This is a genomic window from Streptomyces sp. NPDC015125, assembly GCF_043080045.1.
Lineage (GTDB): Bacteria > Actinomycetota > Actinomycetes > Streptomycetales > Streptomycetaceae > Streptomyces.
Window position 1 is genome coordinate 99,391 of the sequence record NZ_JBIBVF010000014.1, and the last position, 26,560, is coordinate 125,950.

Annotated in this window: 27 protein-coding genes; 16 read left to right on the forward strand and 11 right to left on the reverse strand. The window is 71.3% G+C overall.

Annotated elements, in window-relative coordinates:
• Window positions 1-11 precede the first annotated feature (11 nt).
• Window positions 12-395, forward strand: a complete 384-nt coding sequence (locus tag ACF088_RS26245) for a hypothetical protein (protein WP_392378264.1) — start codon at window positions 12-14, stop codon at window positions 393-395.
• Window positions 396-532: 137 nt separating this feature from the next.
• Window positions 533-1,579: an amidohydrolase gene (locus ACF088_RS26250; protein WP_392378265.1), complete on the forward strand. Its 1,047-nt coding sequence runs from the start codon at window positions 533-535 to the stop codon at window positions 1,577-1,579.
• Here ACF088_RS26250 and ACF088_RS26255 read toward each other — a convergent pair.
• The 3 genes from ACF088_RS26255 to ACF088_RS26265 form a co-directional block, all read right to left on the reverse strand.
• On the reverse strand, window positions 1,552-2,556 hold the full coding sequence (locus tag ACF088_RS26255; protein ID WP_392378266.1) for a heme A synthase: 1,005 nt from the start codon (window positions 2,554-2,556) through the stop codon (window positions 1,552-1,554). The two genes, ACF088_RS26250 and ACF088_RS26255, sit on opposite strands and share 28 nt — an antisense overlap.
• A 121-nt stretch (window positions 2,557-2,677) precedes the next feature.
• Window positions 2,678-3,484 carry an ABC transporter permease gene (locus tag ACF088_RS26260; RefSeq protein WP_392378267.1) on the reverse strand — a complete coding sequence of 269 codons (807 nt, stop codon included), beginning with the start codon at window positions 3,482-3,484 and terminating at the stop codon, window positions 2,678-2,680.
• Between the two features lie 88 nt (window positions 3,485-3,572).
• On the reverse strand, window positions 3,573-4,535 hold the full coding sequence (locus tag ACF088_RS26265) for an ABC transporter ATP-binding protein (RefSeq protein ID WP_392378268.1): 963 nt from the start codon (window positions 4,533-4,535) through the stop codon (window positions 3,573-3,575).
• A 279-nt stretch (window positions 4,536-4,814) separates the two neighbouring features.
• Here ACF088_RS26265 and ACF088_RS26270 point away from each other — a divergent pair, with 279 nt between their 5' ends.
• From ACF088_RS26270 to ACF088_RS26325, 12 genes are all read left to right on the forward strand, one after another.
• Window positions 4,815-5,675 carry a helix-turn-helix transcriptional regulator gene (locus ACF088_RS26270; RefSeq protein ID WP_392378269.1) on the forward strand — a complete coding sequence of 287 codons (861 nt, stop codon included), beginning with the start codon at window positions 4,815-4,817 and terminating at the stop codon, window positions 5,673-5,675.
• Window positions 5,672-7,093, forward strand: a complete 1,422-nt coding sequence (sufB, locus tag ACF088_RS26275; RefSeq protein WP_260638218.1) for a Fe-S cluster assembly protein SufB — start codon at window positions 5,672-5,674, stop codon at window positions 7,091-7,093. Before ACF088_RS26270 ends, sufB begins: the two co-directional genes overlap by 4 nt.
• Window positions 7,094-7,152: 59 nt before the next feature.
• Entirely contained in the window at window positions 7,153-8,373 is a 1,221-nt protein-coding gene (gene sufD / locus ACF088_RS26280) for a Fe-S cluster assembly protein SufD (protein WP_392378270.1), read from the forward strand.
• Window positions 8,370-8,687 carry a non-heme iron oxygenase ferredoxin subunit gene (locus ACF088_RS26285; RefSeq protein WP_392378271.1) on the forward strand — a complete coding sequence of 106 codons (318 nt, stop codon included), beginning with the start codon at window positions 8,370-8,372 and terminating at the stop codon, window positions 8,685-8,687. The genes sufD and ACF088_RS26285 overlap by 4 nt, the downstream gene beginning before the upstream one ends.
• A gap of 7 nt (window positions 8,688-8,694) precedes the next feature.
• The gene (gene sufC / locus ACF088_RS26290) at window positions 8,695-9,459 is read left to right on the forward strand and encodes a Fe-S cluster assembly ATPase SufC (RefSeq protein ID WP_392378272.1); all 765 of its coding nucleotides are present in this window, start codon (window positions 8,695-8,697) and stop codon (window positions 9,457-9,459) included.
• The gene (locus tag ACF088_RS26295; protein ID WP_392378273.1) at window positions 9,456-10,712 is read left to right on the forward strand and encodes a cysteine desulfurase; all 1,257 of its coding nucleotides are present in this window, start codon (window positions 9,456-9,458) and stop codon (window positions 10,710-10,712) included. The genes sufC and ACF088_RS26295 overlap by 4 nt, the downstream gene beginning before the upstream one ends.
• 54 nt (window positions 10,713-10,766) lie before the next feature.
• Window positions 10,767-11,225 (forward strand): Fe-S cluster assembly sulfur transfer protein SufU, encoded by a 459-nt coding sequence (gene sufU / locus ACF088_RS26300; protein WP_392378274.1) that lies wholly within the window; start codon window positions 10,767-10,769, stop codon window positions 11,223-11,225.
• Window positions 11,222-11,560, forward strand: a complete 339-nt coding sequence (locus ACF088_RS26305; RefSeq protein ID WP_328687343.1) for a metal-sulfur cluster assembly factor — start codon at window positions 11,222-11,224, stop codon at window positions 11,558-11,560. Before sufU ends, ACF088_RS26305 begins: the two co-directional genes overlap by 4 nt.
• Before the next feature lie 167 nt (window positions 11,561-11,727).
• Window positions 11,728-12,048, forward strand: a complete 321-nt coding sequence (locus tag ACF088_RS26310; RefSeq protein WP_392378275.1) for a DMT family transporter — start codon at window positions 11,728-11,730, stop codon at window positions 12,046-12,048.
• Complete coding sequence (locus ACF088_RS26315; RefSeq protein ID WP_392378276.1) at window positions 12,048-12,587, forward strand: TetR/AcrR family transcriptional regulator; 540 nt, start codon at window positions 12,048-12,050, stop codon at window positions 12,585-12,587. Before ACF088_RS26310 ends, ACF088_RS26315 begins: the two co-directional genes overlap by 1 nt.
• 112 nt (window positions 12,588-12,699) lie before the next feature.
• On the forward strand, window positions 12,700-13,689 hold the full coding sequence (dapD, locus tag ACF088_RS26320) for a 2,3,4,5-tetrahydropyridine-2,6-dicarboxylate N-succinyltransferase (protein ID WP_392378278.1): 990 nt from the start codon (window positions 12,700-12,702) through the stop codon (window positions 13,687-13,689).
• Window positions 13,690-13,956: 267 nt separating this feature from the next.
• Complete coding sequence (locus tag ACF088_RS26325) at window positions 13,957-14,949, forward strand: EI24 domain-containing protein (protein WP_392378279.1); 993 nt, start codon at window positions 13,957-13,959, stop codon at window positions 14,947-14,949.
• Here ACF088_RS26325 and dapA read toward each other — a convergent pair.
• The 3 genes from dapA to ACF088_RS26340 form a co-directional block, all read right to left on the reverse strand.
• Window positions 14,858-15,826 (reverse strand): 4-hydroxy-tetrahydrodipicolinate synthase, encoded by a 969-nt coding sequence (gene dapA, locus ACF088_RS26330; RefSeq protein ID WP_392378280.1) that lies wholly within the window; start codon window positions 15,824-15,826, stop codon window positions 14,858-14,860. The genes ACF088_RS26325 and dapA overlap by 92 nt on opposite strands.
• Window positions 15,827-15,975: 149 nt before the next feature.
• Window positions 15,976-16,125 (reverse strand): hypothetical protein, encoded by a 150-nt coding sequence (locus tag ACF088_RS26335; RefSeq protein WP_176956553.1) that lies wholly within the window; start codon window positions 16,123-16,125, stop codon window positions 15,976-15,978.
• Between the two features lie 124 nt (window positions 16,126-16,249).
• Window positions 16,250-18,088 carry an endonuclease/exonuclease/phosphatase family protein gene (locus ACF088_RS26340; RefSeq protein ID WP_392378281.1) on the reverse strand — a complete coding sequence of 613 codons (1,839 nt, stop codon included), beginning with the start codon at window positions 18,086-18,088 and terminating at the stop codon, window positions 16,250-16,252.
• Window positions 18,089-18,344: 256 nt separating this feature from the next.
• On the opposite strand from ACF088_RS26340, the gene ACF088_RS26345 reads away from it, so the two are divergent.
• The gene (locus tag ACF088_RS26345) at window positions 18,345-19,862 is read left to right on the forward strand and encodes a hypothetical protein (RefSeq protein ID WP_392378282.1); all 1,518 of its coding nucleotides are present in this window, start codon (window positions 18,345-18,347) and stop codon (window positions 19,860-19,862) included.
• Window positions 19,863-20,079: 217 nt separating this feature from the next.
• Window positions 20,080-21,537, forward strand: coding sequence for an alkaline phosphatase PhoX (locus ACF088_RS26350; RefSeq protein ID WP_392378283.1), 1,458 nt, complete (start codon window positions 20,080-20,082; stop codon window positions 21,535-21,537).
• 69 nt (window positions 21,538-21,606) lie between these two features.
• Here the strand turns inward: ACF088_RS26350 and ACF088_RS26355 are convergent, their stop codons facing one another.
• The 5 genes from ACF088_RS26355 to ACF088_RS26375 form a co-directional block, all read right to left on the reverse strand.
• A complete protein-coding gene (locus tag ACF088_RS26355) occupies window positions 21,607-22,485 on the reverse strand; it encodes a class I SAM-dependent methyltransferase (RefSeq protein ID WP_392378284.1) in 879 nt (292 codons plus the stop codon).
• Window positions 22,486-22,901: 416 nt separating this feature from the next.
• Window positions 22,902-24,140 carry a TerD family protein gene (locus ACF088_RS26360; RefSeq protein WP_392378369.1) on the reverse strand — a complete coding sequence of 413 codons (1,239 nt, stop codon included), beginning with the start codon at window positions 24,138-24,140 and terminating at the stop codon, window positions 22,902-22,904.
• Between the two features lie 76 nt (window positions 24,141-24,216).
• Window positions 24,217-24,489, reverse strand: coding sequence for a GlsB/YeaQ/YmgE family stress response membrane protein (locus ACF088_RS26365; protein ID WP_159480269.1), 273 nt, complete (start codon window positions 24,487-24,489; stop codon window positions 24,217-24,219).
• Window positions 24,490-24,726: 237 nt separating this feature from the next.
• Window positions 24,727-25,545 carry an NAD-dependent epimerase/dehydratase family protein gene (locus ACF088_RS26370; RefSeq protein ID WP_392378285.1) on the reverse strand — a complete coding sequence of 273 codons (819 nt, stop codon included), beginning with the start codon at window positions 25,543-25,545 and terminating at the stop codon, window positions 24,727-24,729.
• A 172-nt stretch (window positions 25,546-25,717) separates the two neighbouring features.
• Window positions 25,718-26,488: an IclR family transcriptional regulator gene (locus ACF088_RS26375; protein WP_392378286.1), complete on the reverse strand. Its 771-nt coding sequence runs from the start codon at window positions 26,486-26,488 to the stop codon at window positions 25,718-25,720.
• Window positions 26,489-26,560 lie beyond the last annotated feature (72 nt).

The following is a 26,560-nucleotide window of genomic DNA, read 5'->3' on the forward strand; positions in this document are numbered from 1 at the left end:
AGCATGTCTGTATGGCAGACATCCAGCAGGCGGACGAGCAGACGGAGACGGCGGCCGACGTGAAGGCCGCGGCACGCACCGACAAGAGGGCCGGCAAGCACGCGGACCGGCTCGCCAAGCAGATCCGCGCCTTCGCCGCCACGCACGGTGGCAGCGCCGAAGGCCAGCTCGCGCACATCGGCCGGGGCCGCACCCGGATCGCCCTCGTCGGGGCCGACGGCGAGTGGGGCAACCTCGTCGCGGACACCTTCGGCTCCGCCAAGGACGCCGCCGGCAAGGCCGGCCTCACTCTCCACGACGACTTCGACGGCGACCTTGCCGCCAAGGTCCGTACCGGCCGCTACGAGTGGTCCCGGATGGCAGGCATCCAGGTGGGCGGCCCGGCCAACAGCTGACGGTCGGGTGCCCGGGCGCCGTGCGCCGGAGCGCACGCCGGAAGCGGAGCCCGATACCTCACCACCTCCTCGTCCGTTAAGCCGACCAGGCGTGGCGCTCCGGCCGCGCCCGGCGGGCCTACGGCGAGGAGGAGCGGATGGACGGACTTCCACCGCTCATCGATCAGCACAGCCATGGCGCGGTGCACGGCGAGCTCGGTCTCGGCTCCTTCGAGACGCACCTCGCCGCCGCGGTCGGTGCCCACGGCCCGGCCCCCGCCGGCACCAGCTACTTCGACAGCTTCACGGGCCTGGCGATACGCCGATGGTGTCCCCCGCTGCTCGGCCTGGAACCGCGGTGCCCGCCCGCCCGCTACCTGGCCCGCAGGCGTGAGGTCGGTGCCTACCGGGCCGGCCGGCTGCTGCTGCGCGGCTCCGGCATCGGCACGTTCCTGCTGGAGGCCGGCACTCCCAGCGACCTGACCTCGGCCGGCGAACTGGCCGCCGCCGCCGAAGCCGGGGCCCACGAGGTCGTACGGCTCGAACCGCTCGCCGAGCAGGTCGCCGACACCTCCGGCAGCGTCGACTCCTTCATCGGCTACACCGCCGAGGCCCTCTACGCCGCGGCCCAGCACACCACCGCCTTCGCCTCCGGCGCCACCTACTGCGAGGGGCACGCCCCCGAAGCGGGAGAGGTACGGCGCGCCGCGGACCGCTGGCTGCGCCGCCGCCGTCCCGGGGAGCGGCTCGGTGAGCCCGCGCTCGTACGGCATCTGCTGTGGAGCGCGGTGGCGACCGGCCTTCCGGTGCAGCTGCACGGTCCCGATCCGCGGCCGCTGGCGGGCTTCCTGCGCGCCACGACCGGCATCGGCTCGGACCTCGTCCTGCTGCCTCGGGCACCGCACCACCGGCGGGCGGCGGAGCTCGCCGCGGTGCACGCCCATGTGTACGCGGACGCCGGGCCCAGCCCCGAGGAGACGCTCGGCCGGGCGCCGTTCGGCAAGCTGCTGTTCTCCTCGGGCGCCCGCGGGCTGCCCGAGCTGTATGTGACCGGCGCCCGGTTCTTTCTGCGGGCCATGGACCGCCTCGTACGGGAGTGGGCCGACGAGGGGCTGTGCGGCGCCGAGGACGGGCGCCGGATCACCGAGATGGTCGGGTCGGGGACCGCGCGCCGGATCTACCGGCTGAGCGCGGAGGCCGGCTGAGGTTCCGGTGCCTCGTGCCCGCCCGCGGGGGCGGGCTCGCCGGGCTTCTCCTCCAGGAGCGGACCGCGGTCGCGCAACGACAGGCAGACCCGCAGCACACAGATCCACACCAGGGCCGACCCGAGCATGTGGCAGCCGATGACGATTTCGGGCAGGCCCATGAAGTACTGGACGTAGCCGATGACGCCCTGCAGGGCGAGGCAGGCGAGCAGTTCCAGGACCGTCCGGCGGGGTGCGGCCGGGGCCTTGACGGCGCGCAGCGTGAACCACAGGGCGACGGTCAGGCCGACGACGATGTAGACGAAGTCGACGTGCAGCTGGGTGATCTCCTGCCAGTCCAGCGGGATGCGGTGGACCTTCTTCGCGTCGCCCGCGTGCGGGCCCGTGCCGGTGACGACCGTACCGATGACGGTGAGCGCCGCGGCCGACCCCGTCAGCAGCCACGCCAGCTGCCGTACCGGGCGGGCGCCCAGTTCGCGCGGTGCCTCGTCGCCCTCGCACGCGCGCCGCCAGCTCAGCACGGCGACTGTGAGCAGCCCCGTGGCCGCCAGGAAGTGCGAGCTGACGATGTACGGGTTGAGGCCGGTGAGGACCGTGATGCCGCCGATGACGGCGTTGCTCATGACGAGCCAGAACTGCGCCCAGCCGAGGCGGGTGAGGGAGCGGCGCCGGGGGTGACGGGCGCGGGCGGCGATGATGAACACCCCGACGACCACGCACAGCACATCGGTCAGCATGCGGTTGCCGAACTCGATGATGCCGTTGATGCCCATCGCGGCGGTCGGAGTCAGGCTGTCCGGCGTGCACTTGGGCCAGGTCGAGCAGCCCAGTCCGGACTGGGAGAGCCGGACGGCGCCCCCCGTGACGACGATGATCACGGCCATCACGACGGTGGCCAGCGCGGCCCGTCGCACAAAGGCCGCGGACGGCTGCCAGCGGCGGGCGATCAGCTCGAGGGGATTCAGCGTTTTCGGCACGGGAGACATCGTAGGCGGGGCCTTGTGCAAGTTTTCACGAGGGGTGCGCCAGGGGGCGGACCGGCGCGGAACGGCGGCGGTACGGCGGCGGTACGGCCGCCCGCGGCTCACTCCCGGCGGCTCACTCCCAGCGGAAGAAGCGGGCCGCCGTGCCCAGCCCCAGGACCGACCAGACCGCCAGGATGCCCAGGTCCCGCCAGGGGATCTGGGCGCCGTGCTGGAGGACGTCACGCAGCCCGTCGGACAGCGCCGCGATCGGCAGCAGCCCGAGCACGCTCTGTGCGGCCTGGGGGAACTTGTCCAGCGGGACGATCACGCCGCCGCCGACGAGCAGCAGCAAGAACACCAGGTTGGCCGCCGCGAGGGTGGCCTCCGCCTTGAGGGTGCCGGCCATCAGCAGGCCCAGGCCCGAGAAGGCCGCGGTGCCCAGCAGGAGCAGCAGCACCACCGAGAGCGGGTTGCCGTGCGGGGACCAGCCCAGCGCCAGGGCCACGGCCGTGAGCAGCGCGGTCTGCAGCACCTCGGTGACCAGCACCGCGCAGGTCTTGGCGGTCATCAGCCCCCAGCGCGGCAGCGGCGAGACGGCGAGCCGCTTGAGCACGCCGTAGCGCCGCTCGAAGCCGGTCGCGATGGCCTGGCCGGTGAAGGCGGTCGACAGCACGGCGAGCGCCAGGATGCCGGGCGCCAGGAAGTCCACGGAGCTGCCCGCCCCGCCGGCCGTGTCGGTGGGCACCGCGATGATGTCGACGGCGGAGAACAGCACCAGCAGCAGCGTCGGGATGATGACGGTCAGCAGCAGCTGCTCGCCGTTGCGCAGCAGCATCCTGGTCTCCAGGGCCGCCTGCGCGCGGATCATCCGGGGCAGCGGGGCGGCACCGGGCCGCGGGGTGAACGTACCGGTGACGCCACCGGCCTCGGTCGTGGTCATGCGCGCAGCTCCTTGCCCGTGAGCTCCAGGCTGTGCCTGCCCGGGGGGCGACCCCCGGACCTCCGGCCGGAAGTCGTGTGGCCGTGATTCATGCGCGCAGCTCCTTGCCCGTGAGCTCCAGGAAGACGTCCTCCAGGGTGTGGCGCTCGACGGCTATCGCGTCGGGCATCACGCCGTTCTGGGCGCACCAGGAGGCGACGGTGGCCAGCAGCTGCGGGTTGACCTTGCCGTGGACGCGGTAGACGCCGGAGGCCGGTTCCGTGGCGGCGCTGTCGGCGGGCAGCGCCTTGAGGAGCGAGGCGATGTCGAGGCCGGGGCGGCCGGTGAAGCGCAGGCTGTTCTCCGCGCCGCCGCGGCACAGTGCGTCCGGGGTGCCCTGGGCGATCACCCGGCCGCCGTCGATGATCGCGACATCGTCGGCGAGCTGCTCGGCCTCGTCCATGAAGTGGGTGGTCAGTACGGTGCTGACGCCGTCGGTGCGCAGCTCCCGTACGAGGTCCCAGGTGGCGTGCCGGGCCTGGGGGTCGAGGCCGGCGGTCGGCTCGTCGAGGAAGACGAGTTCGGGGCGGCCGACCACGGCCATCGCCAGCGCGAGGCGCTGCTGCTGGCCGCCGGACAGCCGCCGGTAGGGCGTCCGGCCGCAGCTGCCCAGACCGAGCCGGTCGATGAGCCCGGTGACGTCGAGGGGGTGGGCGTGCAGGGTGGCGGTGTGCCGCAGCATCTCCTCCGCCTTGGCGCCCGCGTAGACGCCGCCGGACTGCAGCATCACGCCGATCCGCGGCCGCAGTGCCGCGGCGTCGGCAACCGGGTCCAGGCCCAGGACCCGGACCCGGCCGGCGTCCGGGCGGCGGTAGCCCTCGCAGGTCTCGACCGTCGTGGTCTTGCCGGCGCCGTTGGGGCCGAGCACGGCGGTCACCGCACCGCGCGCGACGGTCAGGTCGAGGCCGTCCACGGCGGTCTTGGTCCCGTATCGCTTGACCAGGCCGACGATCTCGACGGCAGGCTCTCGTCCGGGGGTCCGGGGGTCGCCCCCCGGGGAGGTGCTGCGCATGGCGGGCAGTCTACGGAGAGTGGCGGGGGGTTCTTCAATGGGGGCGCCGGTGCTTCTCCGCGCCCGGGTACCCAATCCGGCGGTGTGCGGCCCCGGCAATTCCACCGCTCCGTGCGCTCCGGTGCGGCCCCACTGGGCGGGACCGTCCCGTCGCAGGTCGGCGGCGCTTCCGGGGCTCGGAAGGTACTTGAATTTAGGGCAGCCTAAGTGATAGAGGCCACCCGTCCGTGATCCGGACGAGGCTTGTGTCGCTTCGGCGAATTACGCAACAATGGCGTTGTGAAATACGCGAGCGAGGATCAGGAAGGGCCCGCGGTCGACCGGACCGCAGGGCCGGCCGCCTCCGCGCCCGAGCAGACCGGGCAGCGCGCACCGGGCGCCGCGCCCGTCCCGGCGCCGCACGACGAACAGCAGGGCACCCGCAACCGGGTCGCCCGCTCCATCCTCGACCACGGTCCGTCCACCGCGGCCGAGCTGGCCATGCGGCTGAGGCTGACCCAGGCCGCCGTGCGCCGGCATCTGGACGCGCTGGCCGCCGAGGGCGTCGTCGAGCCCCGCGAGAAGCGCGTCTACGGCACGCGTGGCCGCGGCCGCCCGGCGAAGTCCTTCGCCCTCACCGACTGCGGGCGGGACGCCTTCGACCAGGCCTACGACCAGCTCGCCTCCGATGCGCTGCGCTGGATCGCGCAGAGCGCGGGCGGCGGCGAGCAGGGCGAGGCGGCCGTCGCCGCATTCGCCCGCGCACGGCTCGCCGCCCAGGCCGAGGGCTACCGCAAGGCGGTCGAGAGCGCGGAGCCGGAGGCCCGTACCGAGGCCCTGGCGAAGGCATTGACCGTGGACGGGTACGCTGCTACGGCGCGCAGCGCCCCCAATCCCCAGCTCGGTGAACAGCTCTGCCAGCACCACTGCCCGGTCGCCCATGTCGCCGAGCAGTACCCGCAGCTGTGCGAGGCGGAGACCGAGGTCTTCTCCCGATTGCTCGGGACCCACGTACAGCGGCTTGCCACCATCGCCCACGGCGACGGGGTGTGCACGACCTTCATTCCGAAGGCCGGTGCCGGCAAGGCCGCTCACAGCACCGCACGCACCAGCAAGACCACCACAGCATCTGCAAGCACGGCCGGGAGGAACCCCGCATGACGCTCCCCACGGAGACTGCTCACCCCGAGCTCGAGGGCCTGGGCAAGTACGAATACGGCTGGGCCGACTCCGACGTGGCCGGCGCTTCCGCCAAGCGCGGTCTTTCCGAGGCCGTCGTCCGCGACATCTCGGCGAAGAAGAACGAGCCGGAGTGGATGCTCAAGCTCCGCCTCAAGGGCCTGAAGCTGTTCGACAAGAAGCCCATGCCGAACTGGGGCTCGGACCTGTCGGGCATCGACTTCGACAACATCAAGTACTTCGTCCGCTCCACCGAGCAGCAGGCCGCCTCCTGGGAGGACCTGCCCGAGGACATCAAGAACACCTACGACAAGCTCGGCATCCCCGAGGCGGAGAAGCAGCGCCTGGTCGCCGGTGTCGCCGCGCAGTACGAGTCCGAGGTCGTCTACCACCAGATCCGTGAGGACCTGGAGGAGCAGGGCGTCCTGTTTCTGGACACCGACACCGCGCTCAAGGAGCACCCGGAGCTCTTCCAGGAGTACTTCGGCACGGTCATCCCGGTCGGCGACAACAAGTTCGCGTCGCTGAACACCGCGGTGTGGTCCGGCGGCTCGTTCATCTACGTCCCCAAGGGTGTCCACGTCGACATCCCGCTGCAGGCCTACTTCCGGATCAACACCGAGAACATGGGTCAGTTCGAGCGGACGCTGATCATCGTCGACGAGGACGCCTACGTCCACTACGTCGAGGGCTGCACGGCGCCGATCTACAAGTCGGACTCGCTGCACTCCGCGGTCGTCGAGATCATCGTGAAGAAGGGCGGCCGCTGCCGCTACACGACCATCCAGAACTGGTCGAACAACGTCTACAACCTGGTGACCAAGCGCGCCGTCGCCTACGAGGGCGCGACCATGGAGTGGGTCGACGGCAACCTCGGCTCCAAGGTGACGATGAAGTACCCGGCGGTCTACCTGATGGGTGAGCACGCCAAGGGCGAGACCCTGTCCATCGCCTTCGCGGGCGAGGGCCAGCACCAGGACGCCGGCTCCAAGATGGTCCACATGGCGCCGAACACCTCCTCCAACATCGTCTCCAAGTCGGTGGCGCGAGGCGGCGGCCGGACCTCCTACCGCGGTCTGGTCGAGATCGGCGAGGGCGCCGCGGGCTCCAAGTCCAACGTGCTGTGTGACGCCCTCCTGGTGGACACCATCTCGCGCTCGGACACCTACCCCTACGTCGACGTCCGCGAGGACGACGTCTCCATGGGCCACGAGGCGACCGTCTCCAAGGTCAGCGAGGACCAGCTCTTCTACCTGATGGCGCGCGGTCTGACGGAGTTCGAGGCCATGGCGATGATCGTGCGCGGCTTCGTCGAGCCGATCGCCCGTGAGCTGCCGATGGAGTATGCGCTGGAGCTCAACCGGCTGATCGAGCTGCAGATGGAAGGTTCGGTCGGCTGACGCCCGGCCCCCAGCAGCGACTGACTCTCTGATTGCAGAAAGCGAGCACTACGACAGCCATGGCTGAGGCTCAGAATTCCCCCACTCTCGGCTCCGCTCGAGCGGGGGGACCCCCAGCGGCGGGTTCCACGACCACCGGCTCCCTTGCGGTGGCTGCGGAGTCCACCGTCGCCACCCGGATGAGCGCCCCGCCGTCCTACGACGTGGCGGACTTCCCGGTGCCGCACGGCCGCGAGGAGGAGTGGCGCTTCACGCCCCTCGCGCGCCTCAAGGGCCTGCACGACGGCAGCGCCGAGGCGGGCGGTCCCGACCTGAAGATCGACATCACCGCTCCCGAGGGTGTCACCCACGAGCTGGTCGACCGCAGCGACCCGCGGGTCGGCAAGGCCGGCAAGCCCGTGGACCGGGTCGCCGCCCAGGCGTACAGCTCCTTCGAGAAGGCATCGGTGGTCACGGTCCCCAAGGAGACCGTGCTCCCCGAGCCGATCCGGATCACCGTCCACGGTGAGGGCGGCACGGCCTTCGGCCACCAGGTCATCGAGCTGGGCGCCTTTGCCGAGGCGGTCGTCGTCATCGACCACACCGGTGACGCGGTGCTCGCCGCCAACGTCGACTACCTCCTCGGTGACGGCGCCAAGCTGACCGTCGTCTCCGTCCAGGACTGGGACGACCAGGCCGTGCACGTCGGGCAGCACAACGCCCTCGTCGGCCGGGACGCGAGCTTCAAGTCCGTGGTGGTCACCTTCGGCGGCGACCTCGTCCGGCTGCACCCGCGCATCACGTACGCGGGCCCCGGCGGCGAGGCCGAGCTCTACGGCCTGTACTTCACCGAAGCGGGCCAGCACCAGGAGCACCGCCTCATGGTCGACCACGAGGCGCCGAACTGCCGCTCGCACGTCACGTACAAGGGCGCGCTGCAGGGCCAGGACGCGCACGCGGTCTGGATCGGCGATGTCCTCATCCAGGCGTCCGCGACCGGCACCGACACCTACGAGCTCAACCGCAACCTCGTCCTCACCGACGGCGCGCGGGTCGACTCGGTCCCCAACCTGGAGATCGAGACCGGCGAGATCGTCGGCGCCGGTCACGCCTCGGCGACCGGCCGCTTCGACGACGAGCAGCTCTTCTACCTCATGGCCCGTGGTATCCCGGCCGACGAGGCCCGCCGCCTGGTCGTCCGCGGCTTCTTCGCCGAGCTGGTCCAGCAGATCGGTCTCCCGGACGTCGAAGAGCGTCTGATGAGCAAGATCGAGGCCGAACTGGAAGCGTCCGCGGCATGACCTATGTACGCGCAGCGGCGCTGAGCGAGCTGGACGAGGACACCCCCAAGCGGGTGGAGCTCGACGGCACGCCCGTTTCCCTGGTCCGCACCGAGGGCGAGGTGTTCGCGATCAACGACATCTGCTCGCATGCGAACGTCTCCCTCTCGGAGGGGGAGGTCGAGGACTGCTCGATCGAGTGCTGGCTGCACGGTTCGAGCTTCGACCTGCGCACCGGCAAGCCGAACGGCCTTCCCGCGACGCGCCCCGTCCCCGTATACCCCGTCAAGATCGAAGGGGACGACGTGCTCGTCTCCGTCACCCAGGAGTCCTGAGTTCCCCATGGCAACGCTTGAGATCCACGACCTGCACGTCTCCGTCGAGGCCGAGAACGGCCCGCGCGAGATCCTGAAGGGCGTCGACCTGACCGTGAAGCAGGGCGAGACGCACGCCATCATGGGCCCCAACGGCTCCGGCAAGTCGACCCTCGCCTACTCCCTTGCGGGTCACCCCAAGTACACGATCACCGGTGGCACGGTCACCCTCGACGGCGAGAACGTCCTGGAGATGTCCGTCGACGAGCGCGCCCGCGCCGGCGTCTTCCTCGCCATGCAGTACCCGGTCGAGGTGCCCGGCGTCTCGGTCTCCAACTTCCTGCGGACCTCCGCGACCGCGATCCGCGGCGAGGCCCCCAAGCTGCGGCTGTGGGTCAAGGAGGTCAAGGAGGCCATGCAGCGTCTCCAGATGGACCCCGCCTTCGCCGAGCGCAACGTCAACGAGGGCTTCTCCGGCGGTGAGAAGAAGCGCCACGAGATCCTTCAGCTGGAGCTGCTGAAGCCCGCCATCGCGATCCTCGACGAGACCGACTCCGGTCTGGACGTCGATGCGCTGCGCACCGTCTCCGAGGGCGTCAACCGCGTCCGCGAGACCGGCGAGGTCGGCACCCTGCTGATCACCCACTACACGCGCATCCTGCGCTACATCAAGCCCGACCACGTCCATGTGTTCGCGAACGGCCGGATCGCCGAGTCCGGCGGCGCCGAGCTCGCGGACAAGCTGGAGGCCGAGGGCTACGAGGAGTACACGAAGGGTGGCGCAACCGCGTGACACAGCTGCCGGGCCTCCTCGACACAGAGGCGATCCGTAAGGACTTCCCCATCCTGGATCGCCAGATCCATGACGGGAAGAAGGTCGTGTACCTGGACAACGCGGCGACCTCGCAGAAGCCGCGTCAGGTCCTCGACGCCCTGAACGCCTACTACGAACGCCACAACGCCAACGTCCACCGCGGCGTGCATGTGCTCGCCGAGGAGGCCACGGCGCTGTACGAAGGTGCCCGCGACAAGGTGGCAGCCTTCATCAACGCGCCGAGCCGCGACGAGGTGATCTTCACCAAGAACGCCTCGGAGTCGCTCAACCTCGTGGCCAACATGCTGGGCTGGGCCGATGAGCCCTACCGCGTGGACCACGAGACCGAGATCGTCATCACGGAGATGGAGCACCACTCCAACATCGTCCCGTGGCAGCTGCTCTCGCAGCGCACCGGCGCGAAGCTGAAGTGGTTCGGCATCACCGACGACGGCCGCCTCGACCTGTCCAACATCGACGAGATCATCACCGAGAAGACGAAGATCGTCTCCTTCACGCTGGTCTCCAACATCATGGGCACCATCAACCCGGTCGAGACGATCATCCGTCGCGCCCAGGAGGTCGGCGCGCTGGTCTGCATCGACGCCTCGCAGGCCGCCCCGCACATGGTGCTGGACGTCCAGGCGCTGCAGGCCGACTTCGTGGCCTTCACCGGCCACAAGATGTGCGGCCCGACCGGCATCGGCGTCCTCTGGGGCCGCCAGGAGCTGCTGGAGGACCTTCCGCCGTTCCTCGGCGGCGGCGAGATGATCGAGACCGTCTCGATGCACTCCTCGACCTATGCGCCCGCGCCGCACAAGTTCGAGGCCGGTACGCCCCCGATCGCCCAGGCCGTCGGCCTCGGTGCGGCCGTGGACTACCTCGACGCGATCGGCATGGACAACATCGCCGCGCATGAGCACGCGATCACCGAGTACGCCGTCAAGCGGCTGCTGGAGGTCCCCGACCTGCGCATCATCGGCCCGAGCACGGCCGAGGACCGCGGGGCGACGCTCTCCTTCACGCTCGGGGACATCCATCCGCACGACGTCGGCCAGGTGCTGGACGAACAGGGCATCGCGGTCCGCGTGGGCCACCACTGCGCACGGCCGGTCTGCCTGCGCTACGGAATTCCTGCGACCACGCGAGCGTCGTTCTATCTGTACTCCACCCCCGCCGAGGTCGACGCCTTGGTCGCGGGCCTGGAGCACGTCCGCAATTTCTTCGGTTAGACAGACACAGCCGGTTAACAAGCACAGCGGATGAGGACGAGGACTGACTGAGCCGTGAAGCTGGATTCCATGTACCAGGACGTCATCCTGGACCACTACAAGCACCCGCACGGGCGCGGTCTTCGGGACGGCGACGCCGAGGTGCACCACGTCAACCCCACGTGCGGTGACGAGATCACGCTGCGCGTGCGGCTCGACGGCACGACGATTGAGGATGTGTCCTACGAGGGCCAGGGCTGCTCCATCAGCCAGGCCAGCGCGTCCGTGCTCAACGACCTCCTGGTCGGCAAGGAGCTCGGCGAGGCGCAGAAGATCCAGGAGACGTTCCTGGAGCTGATGCAGTCCAAGGGGCAGATCGAGCCGGATGACGCCATGGAGGAGGTGCTGGAGGACGCGGTGGCGTTCGCCGGTGTCTCCAAGTACCCGGCGCGCGTGAAGTGCGCGCTGCTCAGCTGGATGGCCTGGAAGGACGCCACGGCCAAGGCCCTCTCCGAGGAGGCGAAGACCGCATGACCGACACCCCGACCACCACCACCAAGCCGGCCTCGGAGGAAGAGGTCCGCGAGGCGCTGTACGACGTCGTCGACCCCGAGCTGGGCATCGATGTCGTCAACCTGGGGCTGATCTACGGCATCCACGTCGACGACGCCAATATCGCCACCATCGACATGACGCTGACCTCCGCGGCCTGCCCGCTGACCGACGTCATCGAGGACCAGGCGAAGTCCGCCACGGACGGCATCGTCAACGAGCTGAAGATCAACTGGGTCTGGATGCCCCCGTGGGGCCCGGACAAGATCACCGACGACGGCCGCGAGCAGCTGCGCGCGCTGGGCTTCAACGTCTGAGACGTCGCCGCCCGAAAGACCGAGCCGATACGGCCGTGCCCCCGGAAATCCGGCGGGCACGGCCGTTTCGCTGTTCAGGGCGCGCGCCGGGCCCGGCCGGATTCCGCGGAAGCGGGGCCGAAAATCGTTGTGTACGTCCGTACGCAACGTTGTGTACGCTCGTACGCATGGTCTATATGACGCTCGCCGGTGCGATCCTCTCCGAGATCCTCGCGACCACCGCGATGAAGTACAGCGACGGCTTCAGCAGGCTGTGGCCCTCGCTGGCCACCGCGCTGGGCTATCTGCTCGCCTTTGCGCTGCTCGCCCAGACGCTCAAGTCGATGAGCGTCGGCACCGCGTACGCCATCTGGTCCGGCGCCGGAACGGCGGTGATCGCGATGATCGGGGTGGTCTTCCTGGGGGAGAGCGCCAGTGCGCTGAAGATCCTCGGGGTGCTGTTGGTCATCGGCGGGGTCGTCGTGCTGAGTCTGGACGGGGCGCACTGATGGCCCGGCGCTACGATCCGGACCGGCGGCAGCGGATCATCGATGCGGCGATCGCCGTGGTCGGCGAGCGCGGGATCGCCGGGCTCAGCCACCGCGCCGTGGCCGCCGCGGCGGATGTGCCGCTCGGCTCGACCACGTACCACTTCGCGTCCCTGGACGAGCTGTTGGTCGCCGCGTTGCGGCAGTCCAACGTCGTGTGCCTGGCCGAGTTCGCGCGCTGGGTCGACGGCATCGACCCGGCGGCACCGCTCGCGGAGGAGGTCGCGAGGCTGGTCGAGGACACGCTGACCGGTGACCGCAGGCGGATGGAGCTGGAGTACGAGCTGTATCTGGCGGCGCTGCGGCACGAGGCGGTGCGGCCGATCGCCGCCGAGTGCCTGGACGAGATGGTGCGGCTGCTCGGACAGCGGATCGGCGATCTGCGCACGGCGCGGACGGTGGTGGCCCTCACCGACGGGTTGGTGTTGCAGCATCTGCTGACCGGACAGCCCTTCGACCCCGAGGCGGTGCGGGCCGGGCTGGCCGGGGTGCTGGGCTGAGCCCGCCCCTGCCGTCGTGCGGGCCCCGGCGGGCCGGTGAAGGCGCCCCACGTCCCGGCCGGCCGATGAGACCGGTTCGCCTCGGCGGGCGCCCTCCGGTTAGGTTTCGGACATGACCGATGCTGCTGTTTCCCGTACTACCGGCGCCGTCGCCGCCGGGCTCGCCACCGTCACCTCCGACGGCACCGTTCTCGACACCTGGTTCCCGGCGCCCGAGCTGGTCGGTGCGCCCGGTCCGGCCGGCACCGAGCGCCTCGACGACGAGCGCGCCACCGAACTCCTGGGCGCCGCCGTGCTCAAGGCGATCGGCCCCGACCCGGTCCGTGATGTCGAGGTCGTCGCCGTCCGTACGGTCATCTCCTCCCTCGACGACAAGCCGCTGGACGCGCACGACGCCTACCTGCGCCTCCACCTGCTCAGCCACCGGCTGGTCAAGCCGCACGGGCAGAACCTGGAGGGCATGTTCGGGCTGCTGTCCAACGTCGCCTGGACCTCGCTGGGCCCGGTGGCCGTCGACCAGGTGGAGACGGTGCGGCTGAACGCCCGCGCCGAGGGGCTGCACCTGATGGTCACCAGCATCGACAAGTTCCCCCGGATGACCGACTATGTCGCGCCCACCGGGGTGCGGATCGCGGACGCCGACCGGGTGCGCCTGGGCGCGCACCTCGCGGCCGGTACCACCGTCATGCACGAGGGCTTCGTCAACTTCAACGCCGGGACGCTGGGCACCTCCATGGTCGAGGGCCGGATCAGCGCGGGCGTGGTCATCGGCGACGGCTCCGACATCGGCGGCGGTGCCTCCACCATGGGCACCCTCTCGGGCGGCGGCAAGCAGATCATCTCCATCGGCGAGCGCTGCCTGCTGGGCGCGGAGTCGGGCATCGGCATCGCGCTCGGCGACGAGTGCGTCGTCGAGGCGGGGCTGTACGTGACGGCCGGTACCCGGGTCACGCTGCCCGACGGCCAGATCGTCAAGGCCCTGGAGCTCTCCGGCGCGGACAACATCCTCTTCCGCCGCAACTCCACCACCGGCACCGTCGAGGCCCGCCCGAACAAGGCGACTTGGGGCGGCCTCAACGAGGTGCTGCACAGCCACAACTGAGCGCCCTGCCCGGCATGGCGCACAGCCATCATTGAGCGCGCGGCCGCGGGTGAGCGCACGGCCACGGGTGACTGTGCACCACCGGCCGTGCACCACCGGCCGTGCGTGGCGCCCGGTCATGGCAGGGTCAGCGGCCCGGCGGGAGAATCCGCCGGGCCGCTTCCGTTGCCGCCTCCGCACGGTCTCCGCATGGTCTCTGCACGGTCTCCGCGCGCCTGGGTACCGCCCCCGTCCCGGCCCCGGCCGGACGCCGCTAGGCTTTGCGTTATGCGTGATCTTGCAGCGGGGATGCGGTATCTGGGTAAGGGGCAGCGCTGGGTCGCCCAGCACGGCCGGTGGTGGGGATTCGGGCTGATTCCGGCGCTGATCGCGCTGGTGCTGTACGCCGCGGTGCTCACCGTGCTCGCCCTCTGGTCCGGCGATATCGCGGCCTGGGCGACGCCGTTCGCCGATGGCTGGGGCTCGCCCTGGCAGGGGCTGCTGCGCGGAGTGTTCGTGGCGCTGCTGTTCGCCGGCGGGCTGATGCTGTCGGTGCTGACGTTCACCGCCGTCACCCTGCTGATCGGCGACCCCTTCTACGAGTCGCTGTCGGAGAAGGTCGAGCAGTCCGAGGGACACTGCCCGCCGGCCCCGGACCGCCCGCTGTGGCAGGAGATCTGGATCGCCCTGCGCGACAGCGTCCATGTGCTGCTGCGGGCCGCCGGTTTCGGGATCCTGCTGTTCGCCCTCGGGTTCGTGCCCTTCCTCGGGCAGACCGTGATCCCCGCCATCGGCTTCTGCGTCTCCGGCTTCTTCCTCGCCGTCGAGCTGACCTCGGTGGCCATGCAGCGCCGGGACATTCCGGTGCGGGAGCGGCTGCGGCTGCTGCGGGGCCGTAAGGCGCTCGCGGTCGGCTTCGGCACCCCGGTCGTACTGCTGTTCCTGATCCCGTTCGTCGCGGTGGCGCTGATGCCGGGCGCGGTGGCCGGCGCGACGCTGCTGGTACGGGACCTGGTGCCGGACGAGGAGGAGCCGCCCGCGCCGGACCGGGGCGAAGCCGCGGCGGGACACGACCCGGCCGACGGTGCGCCGTACGGGCAGCCGGGTGCGCCGTACGGCCGGCCGGGCGCGCCGTACGGGCAGCAGGGCGCGCCGGCCGGCTTCGGGGCGGCGCCCGCGCCCTTCCCCGCTAGCCAGGGACAGTCGCCGGCACCGCAGCGGTCTCCCCGTCCGCAGTCCGGTCCAGGGCCGTCTGCAGCGCATCCGCCAGCCGCCTGGTGAGCTCGGCATCCGCCGCCAGCAGCGGGCCGCGGACCGGCCCCGCGGGCAGGCCGAGGTGGTTGAGCAGCGCCTTCACGGTGACCGCGCCGGGGTCCTCGCCGCCGGTCACCGCCTCGATGAGCGGGATCAGCGCGAGCTGACGGCGGGTCGCCTCGGCCGTGTCACCGGCATCGAAGGCGTCCAGTACGGCGCGCACCGCCCGCGGCGCGGCATTGCCGGCGGTGCTGATACAGCCGGAGCCGCCGAGCGCACGGAGCGGCAGGATCTGTTCGTCGCAGCCCGCGTAGTAGGCCAGGCCCGTTGCGGCCAGTACCTTCGCCGACTTCAGCGGGTCGTAGGCGCAGTCCTTGACCCCCGCGATCCGCGGATGGGCGGCCAGCCGCAGCAGCGTTCCGGCGGCCAGTGCGGTGCCGGTGCGGCCGGGGATGTCGTAGAGCATCACCGGCAGTCCGGTGGCGTCCGCGACCGTCCGCAGGTGGTGGGCGACGGCCTCCTGGGTGGGCCGTGAGTAGTAGGGCGTGACCACCAACAGGCCGTGTGCGCCCGCCCGTTCGGCGCTGCGGGCCAGGGCGGCGGAGTGGTGGGTGTCGCTGGTGCCGATTCCGGCGGTGATCCGGGCCCGGTCGCCGACGGCTTCGACCACGGCCCGCAGCAGGGTCTCCTTCTCGGCGTCCGAGGTCGTCGGGGATTCCCCGGTGGTGCCGCTCAGTACCAGTGCGTCGCAGCCGCCGTCGTCGACGAGATGGGTGGCGAGCCGCTGGGCGCCGTCGGCGTCGAGCGCTCCGTCGGCGGTGAACGGGGTGATCATGGCGGTCGCGACACGACCGAAGGGCGGTGCGGCCACCGGGGGTGCGAGGGGAGTGGTCATGGTCTCCATGCCAGGAGTCTGGGGGCGCCTCATATTTCACGTCCACTTAGTTGTGCTGGCTGATGTGTTAAGCAGCGCTACGTCCAGCGTGTGTGCCGGGAACGCGAAGCGGCCGCCGCGCCTTCCGGTGCGACGGCCGCTCGGGCATCACAGGCCCATCACGCGCCAGTCAGGCCATTCCGCGAACGCTTCAGGTCCTGGGTCCGCTCGGAAGCGGACTCCTCCGACGACTTCGGCTTCCGCTGGTCGGTGCGCCGTTCGGCGGCACGGTCCTTGTTGCCCGACTTACGGTTCTGGGACTTCGGCATGATGACTCCCTATGTCTCGCCGAATGTTTCTTACATTCCCAGTACCGCACCCCCCGCGGCAGTTGGCCCCCCGGCGTGGGCCAGGCGGGTGACCGCAGTGTCACACGGGGTGACATGCCGCGGACTACGGCTTGATGCGCAGCACCTGCGGATCGTGGTCGCTGGCCTGATCGGCGTACTCGGCGTTGAGGTGCACGATGTCGTAGGCGGACCGCGTCAGCGGACGGCTGGTGAGCATGTGGTCCAGCACCTGTGAGTTGCCGCTGTAGACATAGCCGTAGCGCTCGGCGGCCGGCAGCCGGCCCACCTGGTCGGTGAGCACACCGCCGGCGGTGAGGTCCTTCAGGGCCGGCGAGAACTGGTAGTCGTTGAGGTCACCGGCCACCACCACACCGGCCTTCGGGTCCTTGGCCAGCAGATCCTTGACGAAGGTGTTGACCAGGCGGGCCTGGGCGGTGCGCTGGGTCTCGGAGCTGCGGGCCGGGGGCTGGAAACGGCTGTCCAGGCCCTGGTCGCCGCCCTTGGAGTTGAAGTGGTTGGCGATCACGAACACCCGGCTGCCGGGACGGCTCTTCGCGGAGAACTGGCCGACAAGAGGCTTGCGGCTGGTCTTCCACGCTTCGTCGGTGGGCGCGATCCGGCCGGGGGACGCGGACAGCGAGGCCTTGCCGTGGTCGTCGACCACCTTCACCGGGGTGGTCGCGTCGCCGCCCTTGATGTCCGTGAAGGACGCCCGCTCGGGGTTGAACAGGAATGCCGTGCGGATATTGCCGCCGGGCTGCCCGCCGTCCTGGTCGTTGACCGGGTCGATCTGCCGCCACTCGTACGCCGGACCGCCGGCCGCCTTGACGGCTTCGGTCAGCTTCTTGAGGGTTTCCCCGGCGGTGATCACGCCGTTGTCCTTGGGGCCGCTGTCGTCCTGGACCTCCTCCAGCGCCACGACATCGGGGGAGGACAGGTTCTGCACCAGCGCCTTCGCCAGCCGGTCGAACTTGGCCTGCGGGGTGGCGGGGGAGAGGTTCTCGACGTTGTAGGTGGCCACCGCCAGCTCGTCGGGCTTCTGCTTGCGGGTGGTTTCCGGGGTGGGGCTCTGACCGGTGACCTTGCCCAGCTCGGTGGCCTGCAGGGTGTAGCCGCCGAAGTTGTCGTAGTCCAGCGGCCCGGCGGTGGTGCCGGACAGCGCCTGGCCGACGTCGGCGACCGGGAACGGCTGCTGCGAGAAGGGGATCAGGGACGCCACCTTGACCCGGCCGCCGTTGGGGTCCGCGTACGAGCGGTAGAGCGTCCCGCCGCGGGTGGTGCGGTCGTGGCCGGGCTCGGCGGTCACCCACAGCTCGTGGTAGCTGCTGGTCGGGCCGACGACCGGGGCATTCGAGACGGAGACCCGCATGCCCTCCAGAGACTCATAGCGGTCCAGGGCGTACGAGGCGGGGCGCAGCTTGAGCGACTCGATGCTCTTGCCGCCCGCGGAGGGGGCGTAACGATTCGGCACCGAGGCCGGGTTGAGCTTGAAGGCGGCCGGCAGCGGGGCGCCGGAGGAGGTGGTCTTCCAGGTCGCGTCGGTGATCTCGGTGACGGACTGCAGACCGGCGTCCTTGCCGCCCGGGTAGTACTCGCTGACCGTGCCGGAGAGCGTGAGCGCATCGCCGACGGCGACCTTCGGCGTCTCCTTTCCGGTGAAGACGAAGACCGCCTCGCTGGTGGCGGGGTTCTTGTCCGGGTGCGGATCCTGCACCCAGAAGCCGCGCGCCGAGCCGAACGAGCGGATCGCGGTGACGGTGCCGGGCACCTCGCTGACCTGCTGTCCGGCCAGCGGGGATATGCGGGTGCTGCCCTGGATGTCGTGGATCCGGGTGCCGGCGGCGGAGGCGGACTGCGTGGCGGTCAGCAGTCCGCCGGCCAGGGCGGCACAGACCACCGCGCCGAGGGTGACCGGTCTGCGGAGCGAACGACGGGACGGCATGGATGCCTCCGAGGGATATGGGGGGTGGCCGGTGAAGGTGCGTGCGGAGCCGGACCGGCGCGCGCTACGCGCGTCGATCTGCGTCAATCTCTTGCGCACACAGGGGAGTTGTCAAGCTTCTCCCGGTGACCGGCAGGGGACGCGAAGGTGAACCGTCCGGGTTACGGCGAATTCCGTCTACGCTTGGGCGGCGCACTCCCCCAGCTACGGCTGGGAGGTACCCCAGCCGTAGTCCGTCCGAGGAGCTGAGCACCCGATGTCCGCCGACCGCCCCACCCTGCCGCCGGTGCGGCTGCACTCCGAAGCGGAACTGGCCAGGGACGCGCTGAGCGCCCCCCTGCTGGCCCGGGCCGCGAAGCTCGCCCGCTGGGCCGAACGGGGCGTACCGGTCGGCGTCGGCGGCCAGATCCTCGACGAGCCGCTGGCCGCCGCCACCGAGCACCTGGGCCTGGCCGGCGACGAGGACGGCGCCGCCTACACCGCCGAGGCCTGGCAGCTGGCGGTGGACACCGGACTCGTGGAGATCGAGGAGAGCACCGACGACGAGGACGGTACCGACCTCCCCGACGACGCCGCCGCCGGCCTCGCCACGCCCGGCGAGGAGCTCGGCCTGCTCACCTCCGGCAGCCCGCAGGACATCCTCGACATCTGGCTGGGCGGTATGGAGACCGTGCTCGCCGATGCGGCCGCCCCCGACCTCGCCGACCTCGCCGACCAGCTCACCGAGGGCGGCGAACTCGACCTGGACGCGATCGACTGGAACCCGGAGGAGGAGGCCGAGCTGCTGGACGGCATCCTCGGCAACCTCTATCTGCTCACGGCTCTGAACGAGAGCCCTGACCAGGAGGTTCCGCTGCCCGCGCTGGCCGCCTCCATGATCGTCCCGGACGATATGGACGAGCCCACCGACGACGTCCTCGAAGAGGTCTCCGAGGCGATGATGCGCCTGGACGACCAGTTCCGGGTGCTGGAGCCGATCGGTCTGGTCGCCTACCAGCCCGTCGACGAGGCGCTCATCGAGGAGCTCGACGAGGACGGCGAGAGGGTCCTTGCCCAGGAACCCTCCGAGGGGACCTCCGCAGCGGGGCCGCTGACGGACGAGGACGTCTCCCGCTACGGTCTGGTCCGCCTCACCCCGCTCGGCGTCTACGCGGTACGCGCCCGGATGCTGGACGCGGGGGTGGCTGCCCCGGCGGTCGGCGACCTCGCCGACAAGGGCGCCGATGTCCTCCTGGAGGCGCTGCCCGACTACCCCGAGGCGCTCGCCCAGGCCGAGTCCGAGCTGTGGCTCGCGGCCCGTACGCCCCTGGACGCCGCACGGGACCTGCTCACCGCCGCCCGCGGCGACGACGACTGCGCCCCGCGGCGCCGGCTGGCCGCCCAGCAGACCCTCTCGCTGGTCTCGCCGGACGCCGAGGCCGCGCTGCGCGAGGTGCTCGACGACCGGCAGCTCGGCGGCCTGGCCCGGGTCTGGCTCGCCGAGCGGGCGCTGCCCGGCATCCCCGAGCCGTCCCAGGAGATGATCTTCTGGCTCACGGTGGACACCATCGCGGCGCAGCTGGACAGCGCCGAGGAGGACGCCACGGGCGAGCTGCGCGACCTGGTGCAGGGCCTGACCGAGCAGCACAGCGGGTTCTTCGACACGGCCTGGCGGGTGGACCACCCGGCCACCGCCGACGTCCTGGAGGTCATGGGCCGGCTGCACCCGGACAAGAAGGCGGCCAAGGAGGCCCGCAAGGCGGCGTTCAAGGCGCGGTCGCGGCAGTCCGGCTAGCGGAACACCGGGCACGGCCGGGGCGGACCACCCAGGGGAGAGACCCCCTGCGCCCGGGGCCGGTGCGGCGGATCAGGACCGGCCCGGTCCCGATCCGCCGCACCGGCCCCAACTGCTTCCTGGATGTCGCACGGCGTTCAACTGGAGTTCGACGACGCACGAGAGCGTGTGCGGCGCAGGCACAGGGATGAAGAAACCGGCCATCCAGGAGATGACAATGCCGCTCACCCGCAGAGACTTCGCCAAGCGCTCCGCCCTCGCCGGCGCGGGGGTCACGCTGGCCGGGAGCGTCGGGGTGCTGGCCACCGCGCCCGGGGCCCTCGCCGAGGAGGTACCGGACGCCGGCCAGGGCGATGCGGCGGACGGCCACGGTCATGGCATCGGCTACGGCCCGCTGGTCCCGGACCCGGACGGCATCCTCGCGCTGCCCGCCGGGTTCTCGTACAAGATCATCACGCGGACCGGTGTCACCAAGCTCGACAGCGGCGAGTCCACCCCCTCCAACCACGACGGCACCGGCACCTTCGCGGGCCACCGTGGCACCACCCTCCTCGTCAACAACCACGAGTTGAAGGGTCCGCGCGCCGACTGGCCGCACCCGGTGCCGCTGGCCGAGGGCTTGGTCTACGACCCGGCGGCGTCCGGCGGCTGCACCGTCGTCGAGGTCGCCAAGGACGGTACGCCGGTCGGCGAGTGGGTCGGCATCGCCGGTACGTCCACCAACTGCGCGGGCGGGACCACCCCGTGGGGCACCTGGCTCACCTGCGAGGAGAACGAGGACAAGGCCGGCCAGCACGGCATGACCAAGGACCACGGTTATGCCTTCGAGGTCGACCCGTACGACCGCCGGGCGGGCCGCAACCCCAAGCCGGTCAAGGCGCTGGGGCGCTACGCCCACGAGGCGGTGGTCGTCGACCCCAAGCGCGGTCACCTCTTCCTGACCGAGGACGCCGACACCCCCAACGGCCTGTTCTACCGCTGGACCCCGCCGCACGGATTCCGGCACGGCCGCGGAGCGCTGCGCACGCTGGCCGATGACGCCGGCGTGCTGGAGGCCTTCAAGTGCTTCGACTCCGGCGGCCGTTTCGTCGACGACCTCTCGCGCGCCACCAAGGCCGGCACCGTCTACGGCGTCGACTGGGTCGAGGTCCCCGACCGCGACGCCCGCAAGGTCTCGGTGCGCAAGCAGTTCAAGGACGGCGAGGTCACCCGCGCCCGCAAGCTGGAGGGCCTGTGGTGGGCGGACGGCGGCGCGTACGTGGTGTCCTCGTACGCCCGTGACGAGAGCCCGGTCCAGCACGACGGCCAGGTCTGGTTCTACGACCCGCGGCGGCGGACCCTGACGCTGAAGGTGCTGCTGGGCGTCAACCAGGATCCTTCGAAGGACGGTCCGCTGGACGGTCCCGACAACATCACCGTCTCGCCCTACGGCGGGCTGATCATCGCCGAGGACGGCGAGGGCGTCCAGCACCTCTTCGGGGCCACCGACGACGGCCGGACCTACCCGATCGCCCGCAACGACCTCAACATCGGCACCGCGGACGAGCCGGAGTTCAGCGAGTTCACCGGGCCGGTGTTCTCCCCGGACGGGCGCACGCTGTTCGCCAACATCCAGGAGCCCGGCATCATGCTGGCCATCACCGGCCCCTGGAAGCGGCAGCGCCGTCAGCGGTAGCGCCGTGAGCGGTAGGGCCGTCAGCGGTAGCGCCTGGTAGCCGTACCCGGCGGCGACGGGGCGGGTGCCTCAGCCCGCGCAGGCCGTGAGCACGTAGTAGTCCAGCAGTCCGGTCTCATACGCCGTCAGGTAGCGGCGCGGCCACTCGTCGCGGAGCTCGGGCTGCTGGGCCATATAGCGGTCGTAGTGCTCCCAGACGCCGTCGCCGATGGACCGGACCCGGACCTCGTGCAGACCCGCCGCGGTCAGCGTGTCGGTGACCTCGCCGACCACATGTGGGACGTCCAGGCCCTCGGCGTACGGGGGCAGCATGGCGGGCAGCAACGGGGCGGCCGCCCGGGTGCGGGCGAAGAAGGTCGTCAGCGCCAGCCGGCCGCCCGGGCGAAGGACCCGTGCCGCCTCCCGGGCGAACCCGGCCAGATCGCGGAAGTGCTGCGCCGCCTCCACGGAGAAGAGGCAGTCGATACAGCCGTCGGGGAGCGGGATGCGCTGGGCTGCGCCCTGGCGGAACTCCAGCCGCCCGGAGGAGTCCGAGGAGGGGGCGAGCAGCGCGGCGTTCGCCTCCCGGGCACGGGCGATCTGGTCGGGGTGTGCGTCCATGCCGATGACCGTGCCCAGGCCGAACTCCCGCAGCGCCAGCGCGGAGCCCAGCCCGCGTCCGCAGCCGACGTCCAGGGCGGTGCGGCCCTGCGGCCGGTCGAAGGTGCCGAGCACCAGGCGGTAGAGATCCTGCTCGCTGCGCACCCGGTCGGCCTCGGTCAGCGGCCGGCCGGCGGGGCCGGGCAGGCCCGTCCAGTAGCCGAAATTGATGAAGCCGCCGGCGAAAGCGGGGACGGTGCTGAGGTCGAGCTCGCCGTAGGTCAGCGCGACCCGGTCGGGAAGGTCCGGGGGCACTGGACCGTCCGGGGGATCCGCGGGTCCGGCCGGCGGCGGCTGCTGCTGCGTCATCGAACGCTCCTCGTGCGTGCCGTGGGGACGCGCCGGGACGGGCTGGGCCGTGGGTGGCGCGGGGCCAAAGGGCGTGGCGGGAAGGGGAACGGGCGGGGCGGGCGGAGGCGGACGGTGGGGAGAGACGGTGAGCTTTGCGGGTGGGGACGGCACAATTTTCGGTCCTGGGCCGTTCCCGCACCAGGGAAGTTCGGTCCTGGGCCGTTCCCGCACCAGGGAAGTTCGGTACTGGGCGGTTCCTGCACCGGGGAAGACCGCCGCCGGGCGTCCCGATGCCCACGGCGCCCCGATCGGGCGCAGAGCCGGGGGCGGGGTGCCGGGTGCCGGGTGCCAGGGGTGCCAGCAGTGCCAGGGGTGCCGTCCCTGACGGGCCCGGGGCCCGTCAGGGACGGTGGGCGTCAGTGGGCGTCAGCGGCTCACAGGGCCTGTGCGGCGGGTTTGGCCATGCCGCGCACCGTACGGGCGTCGACGAACTCGCCCAGTGCGGTCATCTCCCACTCGCCGGAGAACTGGCGGATGAGCTTGGCCATCATCACGCCCGTGCGCGGCTCGGCGTGGGTGAGGTCGAAGCGGACCAGTTCCTCGCCGCTCTGGGCGTCCACCAGGCGGCAGTACGCCTTGGCGACGTCGGAGAACTTCTGGCCGGAGAAGGAGTTCACGACGAAGACCAGGCCCGTCACCTCCGGGGGCACTCCGCCCAGGTGGACGGTGATCGCCTCGTCGTCGCCGGCGCCCTCGCCCGTGAGGTTGTCGCCGGAGTGCTGGATCGCACCGCCCAGGATCATCAGCTTGCCGAAGAAGCAGTTGTCGACCTTTTTGCGGTCCGGGCCGTAGGCGATGACCGAGGCGTCCAGGTCGATGCTCTTGCCGCGGAAGGCCGGCTCCCAGCCGAGGCCCATCGTGACCGAGGTGAGCAGCGGGCGGCCGCCCTTGACCAGCGACACGGTCTGGTTCTTCTGCAGGCTGACCCGGCCCTTGTCGAGGTTGACCTTGCCGGAGCCCGGCGCCGGGGCGGCGGGGGTGGGGGCCGACGGCGGGGCGGCCGGAGCCGGGGCGCCCGCGGGCGGCCCCCACTGGCCTGCGGGGGCCGGGGGAGCGGCGGGCGCTTGCGGGGCGGCGGGAGCCTGCGGGGCGGCGGGCGCTTGCGGGGCGGCGGGAGCGGCCGGCTCCTCCACACTGACGCCGAAGTCGGTGGCGATCCCCGCCAGGCCGTTGGCATAGCCCTGGCCGACCGCGCGGACCTTCCAGACACCGCCCCGGCGGTAGATCTCGACGACCACCAGCGCGGTCTCGGGGCCCAGCTGCGGCGGGGTGAAGGAGGCGATGACGCTGCCGTCGTCGGCGTTGCGGACCGTGCCGGTCGGCTCCGTGCCGGCGAAGGTCGCGCCGGCGGCGTCCGGACTCGCGGTGACCACGATCTTCTCGATGCCCTCGGGGACCGCGGCGGTGTCCACCGTGATGGTGTCGCCGCCGCCGGCCGCCGCGGAGTGGGTCACGCCCGGTCCGCTGGGCTGGTTGTAGAACACGAAGTCGTCGTCGGAGCGCACCTTGCCGTTGGCGGCGAGCAGCAGGCCCGACACGTCCAGCCGCACGGGGGCGGTGACGTCCACCGCCACCCGCACGGCGTTGAGCGGGAGGTTCGAGCCAGGAGTCATAGCGGTCATGCCGGGCTCAACGATCGGCTCGCCTTTGCGGTTCCATTACCTGCGGTCCGATGGCCGCCGGGCCCGGTCACCGGCGTTCGCGGGAGTTGCCGAAGAGCAGCCGGTAGGCGATCAGCAGGACCAGTGCGCCGGCGATCGAGGCGATCCACATGGACGGTTCGCCGAAGTCCTTGGGGATCGGGCGGTGCAGGAATTTGGTGGAGAGCCAGCCGCCGAGGAAGGACCCCACGATGCCGATCAGGGTCGTGCCGACGATGCCGCCCGGGTCCCGCCCCGGCAGCAGGACCTTCGCGATGATGCCCGCGATCAGCCCGAGTACGAGCCAGCTGACGATGCCCATGATGCGTTCCTCGTTCCTGCGCGGTGGGTGGGTACACAGACCAGGACGCCGGCCGGGCGGCGGGGGTTCCGCGGGTGGCAGGGGACACGTTCGTACGGCCGGGCTGCACGGTGGCGGTGCCGCACCGGGCGGGGCCCTCAGGGTGACCACCGGCCGGGCCCCTCGGAGTGACCACTGTGCGGGCCCTCGGAGCGACCACCGGGCGGGACCGTCAGTGCGGCCACCGGGGCGGGCGTGTCAGCGCGGCCACCGGGGCGGGTCGGTGCAGAAGGCGCCCCCGAGAAAGGCGTGTTCGGGGTTCTCCGGGTCCAGTGCGCCCTGCGCGGCGATCAGCCGTGCCGCGTACGGCTCGGAGTCGTCCTGCGGTGCGTACCCCAGGGCGCGGGCGGTCGACAGGTCCCACCACAGGCGGGTGTTGGCGGAGGAGCCGTAGACGACGGTGTGCCCCACGTCCGGCGCGGTGAGCGACGCGTGCAGCAGCCGTGCGCAGTCGGCCGGGCTCAGCCAGATGGACAGCATCCGCACCGAGGTCGGCTCGGGGTAGCAGGAGCCGATGCGGACCGAGACGGTCTCGATGCCGTGCAGATCCCGGTAGAGCGAGGCCAGATCCTCACCGAACCCCTTGGACAGCCCGTAGTAGGTGTCGGGGCGGCGGGGTGTGCCGACGGAGATGGCGCCGGAGCCGTCCGCGGGGCGCGGGGTGAAGCCGACGGCGTGGTGGGAGGAGGCGAAGACGATGCGGCGGACGCCCGCCTCGCGCGCCGCCTCGTACAGGCGGTACGTGCCCTCGATGTTGGCGCGCAGGATCTGCTCGAAGTCGGCCTCCAGGGAGATGCCGGCGAGATGGATCACCGCGTCGACCCCGCGCATCGCGTCGCGCAGTGCCTCGGTGTCGGCCAACTCGGCGGTGATCGCGTCCGGTTCGCCGGCCGTGGTGTCGACGGGCCGCTGGTCGAAGGGGCGCAGCCGGTACCCGTAGGGCGGCAGCAGCTCACGCATCAGGGTGCCGAGCCCGCCGGCGGCGCCGGTGAGCAGGACGGTGCGGGGCGCGGTCATGGGCGGGGACTCCTCCGGCTGCAGGGCAAGGCTGTAGGCACGGACGGCATTCGCTGTAGGGAAACGGTAGGAAGCTGGATCAAGACCCACTCACTGTCCCCCGCCACCCCGCCGCCGCATCGTCACCGCCGTACGGCGGGGTGATCGTCGTCGGGACCGGCACGGGGCCGCCTCACAGCCTCCGGGCGGCCAGCGTCAGCCGGTCGCGGGCGTCGAACAGGGTGTCCTTGATCAGCTGCTCATGGGCCGGGGTCAGCCGGGCCACCGGCACCGAGCAGCTGATCGCGTCCCGGGCCGGGGTGCGGTAGGGGATCGCGACGCCGAAGCAGCGCAGGCCCAGGGTGTTCTCCTCGCGGTCGACCGCATAGCCCTGCTCGCGCACCGCATGCAGCTCCTCGATCAGCTGCTCGCGGTCGCTGAGGGTGTGCTCGGTGAGCTGCGCGAGGGCCGGCGGCAGCATCGCCCGCACCTGGTCGTCGGTGTACGTGGCGAGCAGCGCCTTGCCCAGCGAGGTCGAGTGCGCGGGCAGCCGCCGGCCGACGCGGGTGAAGGGGCGCAGATAGTGCTGCGACTGACGGGTGGCGAGGTAGACGACGTTGGTGCCGTCCAGGCGGGCGAGGTGGATGGTCTCGGTGGTGTCGTCGGAGAGCCGGTCCAGTGTCGGCCGGGCCGCGGCGACCACCTCGTCGCCGTCGATGTACGACGTGCCGACCAGCAGCGCGCGGACACCGATACCGTAGCGGGTGCCGGTGGCGTCGGTCTCGACCCAGCCCAGGTCGGCCAGGGTGCGCAGCAGCATGTAGAGGCTGGATTTCGGGTAGCCGACGGCTTCCTGGACAGCGGCCAGACTGTGCATACCGGGGCGACCTGCGAAGTACTCGAGCAACTCCACCGTCCGCACCGCGGATTTGACCTGAGATCCACCGGTCTCGGCAGCTGGCATCGCCCTTGACCCCTCTGTTCGGACAGCCATAGAGTCCCGGTTGTTCACCATCTGGGACAGCGTTCAGCATAT

What these genes read in the sequence shown, in the direction of transcription:
- ACF088_RS26285 (WP_392378271.1), top strand. Translation starts at nt 8,370, where the DNA reads ATGACCTATGTACGCGCAGCGGCGCTGAGCGAGCTGGACGAGGACACC.
- ACF088_RS26260 (WP_392378267.1), bottom strand. Translation starts at nt 3,484, where the DNA reads ATGACCACGACCGAGGCCGGTGGCGTCACCGGTACGTTCACCCCGCGG.
- ACF088_RS26370 (WP_392378285.1), bottom strand. Translation starts at nt 25,545, where the DNA reads ATGACCGCGCCCCGCACCGTCCTGCTCACCGGCGCCGCCGGCGGGCTC.
- ACF088_RS26325 (WP_392378279.1), top strand. Translation starts at nt 13,957, where the DNA reads ATGCGTGATCTTGCAGCGGGGATGCGGTATCTGGGTAAGGGGCAGCGC.
- ACF088_RS26355 (WP_392378284.1), bottom strand. Translation starts at nt 22,485, where the DNA reads ATGACGCAGCAGCAGCCGCCGCCGGCCGGACCCGCGGATCCCCCGGAC.
- sufC (WP_392378272.1), top strand. Translation starts at nt 8,695, where the DNA reads ATGGCAACGCTTGAGATCCACGACCTGCACGTCTCCGTCGAGGCCGAG.
- ACF088_RS26360 (WP_392378369.1), bottom strand. Translation starts at nt 24,140, where the DNA reads ATGACTCCTGGCTCGAACCTCCCGCTCAACGCCGTGCGGGTGGCGGTG.
- ACF088_RS26245 (WP_392378264.1), top strand. Translation starts at nt 12, where the DNA reads ATGGCAGACATCCAGCAGGCGGACGAGCAGACGGAGACGGCGGCCGAC.
- sufD (WP_392378270.1), top strand. Translation starts at nt 7,153, where the DNA reads ATGGCTGAGGCTCAGAATTCCCCCACTCTCGGCTCCGCTCGAGCGGGG.
- ACF088_RS26315 (WP_392378276.1), top strand. Translation starts at nt 12,048, where the DNA reads ATGGCCCGGCGCTACGATCCGGACCGGCGGCAGCGGATCATCGATGCG.
- ACF088_RS26340 (WP_392378281.1), bottom strand. Translation starts at nt 18,088, where the DNA reads ATGCCGTCCCGTCGTTCGCTCCGCAGACCGGTCACCCTCGGCGCGGTG.
- ACF088_RS26305 (WP_328687343.1), top strand. Translation starts at nt 11,222, where the DNA reads ATGACCGACACCCCGACCACCACCACCAAGCCGGCCTCGGAGGAAGAG.
- ACF088_RS26250 (WP_392378265.1), top strand. Translation starts at nt 533, where the DNA reads ATGGACGGACTTCCACCGCTCATCGATCAGCACAGCCATGGCGCGGTG.
- ACF088_RS26365 (WP_159480269.1), bottom strand. Translation starts at nt 24,489, where the DNA reads ATGGGCATCGTCAGCTGGCTCGTACTCGGGCTGATCGCGGGCATCATC.
- ACF088_RS26265 (WP_392378268.1), bottom strand. Translation starts at nt 4,535, where the DNA reads ATGCGCAGCACCTCCCCGGGGGGCGACCCCCGGACCCCCGGACGAGAG.
- ACF088_RS26310 (WP_392378275.1), top strand. Translation starts at nt 11,728, where the DNA reads ATGGTCTATATGACGCTCGCCGGTGCGATCCTCTCCGAGATCCTCGCG.
- dapA (WP_392378280.1), bottom strand. Translation starts at nt 15,826, where the DNA reads ATGGAGACCATGACCACTCCCCTCGCACCCCCGGTGGCCGCACCGCCC.
- ACF088_RS26345 (WP_392378282.1), top strand. Translation starts at nt 18,345, where the DNA reads ATGTCCGCCGACCGCCCCACCCTGCCGCCGGTGCGGCTGCACTCCGAA.
- ACF088_RS26375 (WP_392378286.1), bottom strand. Translation starts at nt 26,488, where the DNA reads ATGCCAGCTGCCGAGACCGGTGGATCTCAGGTCAAATCCGCGGTGCGG.
- dapD (WP_392378278.1), top strand. Translation starts at nt 12,700, where the DNA reads ATGACCGATGCTGCTGTTTCCCGTACTACCGGCGCCGTCGCCGCCGGG.
- sufB (WP_260638218.1), top strand. Translation starts at nt 5,672, where the DNA reads ATGACGCTCCCCACGGAGACTGCTCACCCCGAGCTCGAGGGCCTGGGC.
- ACF088_RS26350 (WP_392378283.1), top strand. Translation starts at nt 20,080, where the DNA reads ATGCCGCTCACCCGCAGAGACTTCGCCAAGCGCTCCGCCCTCGCCGGC.
- ACF088_RS26335 (WP_176956553.1), bottom strand. Translation starts at nt 16,125, where the DNA reads ATGCCGAAGTCCCAGAACCGTAAGTCGGGCAACAAGGACCGTGCCGCC.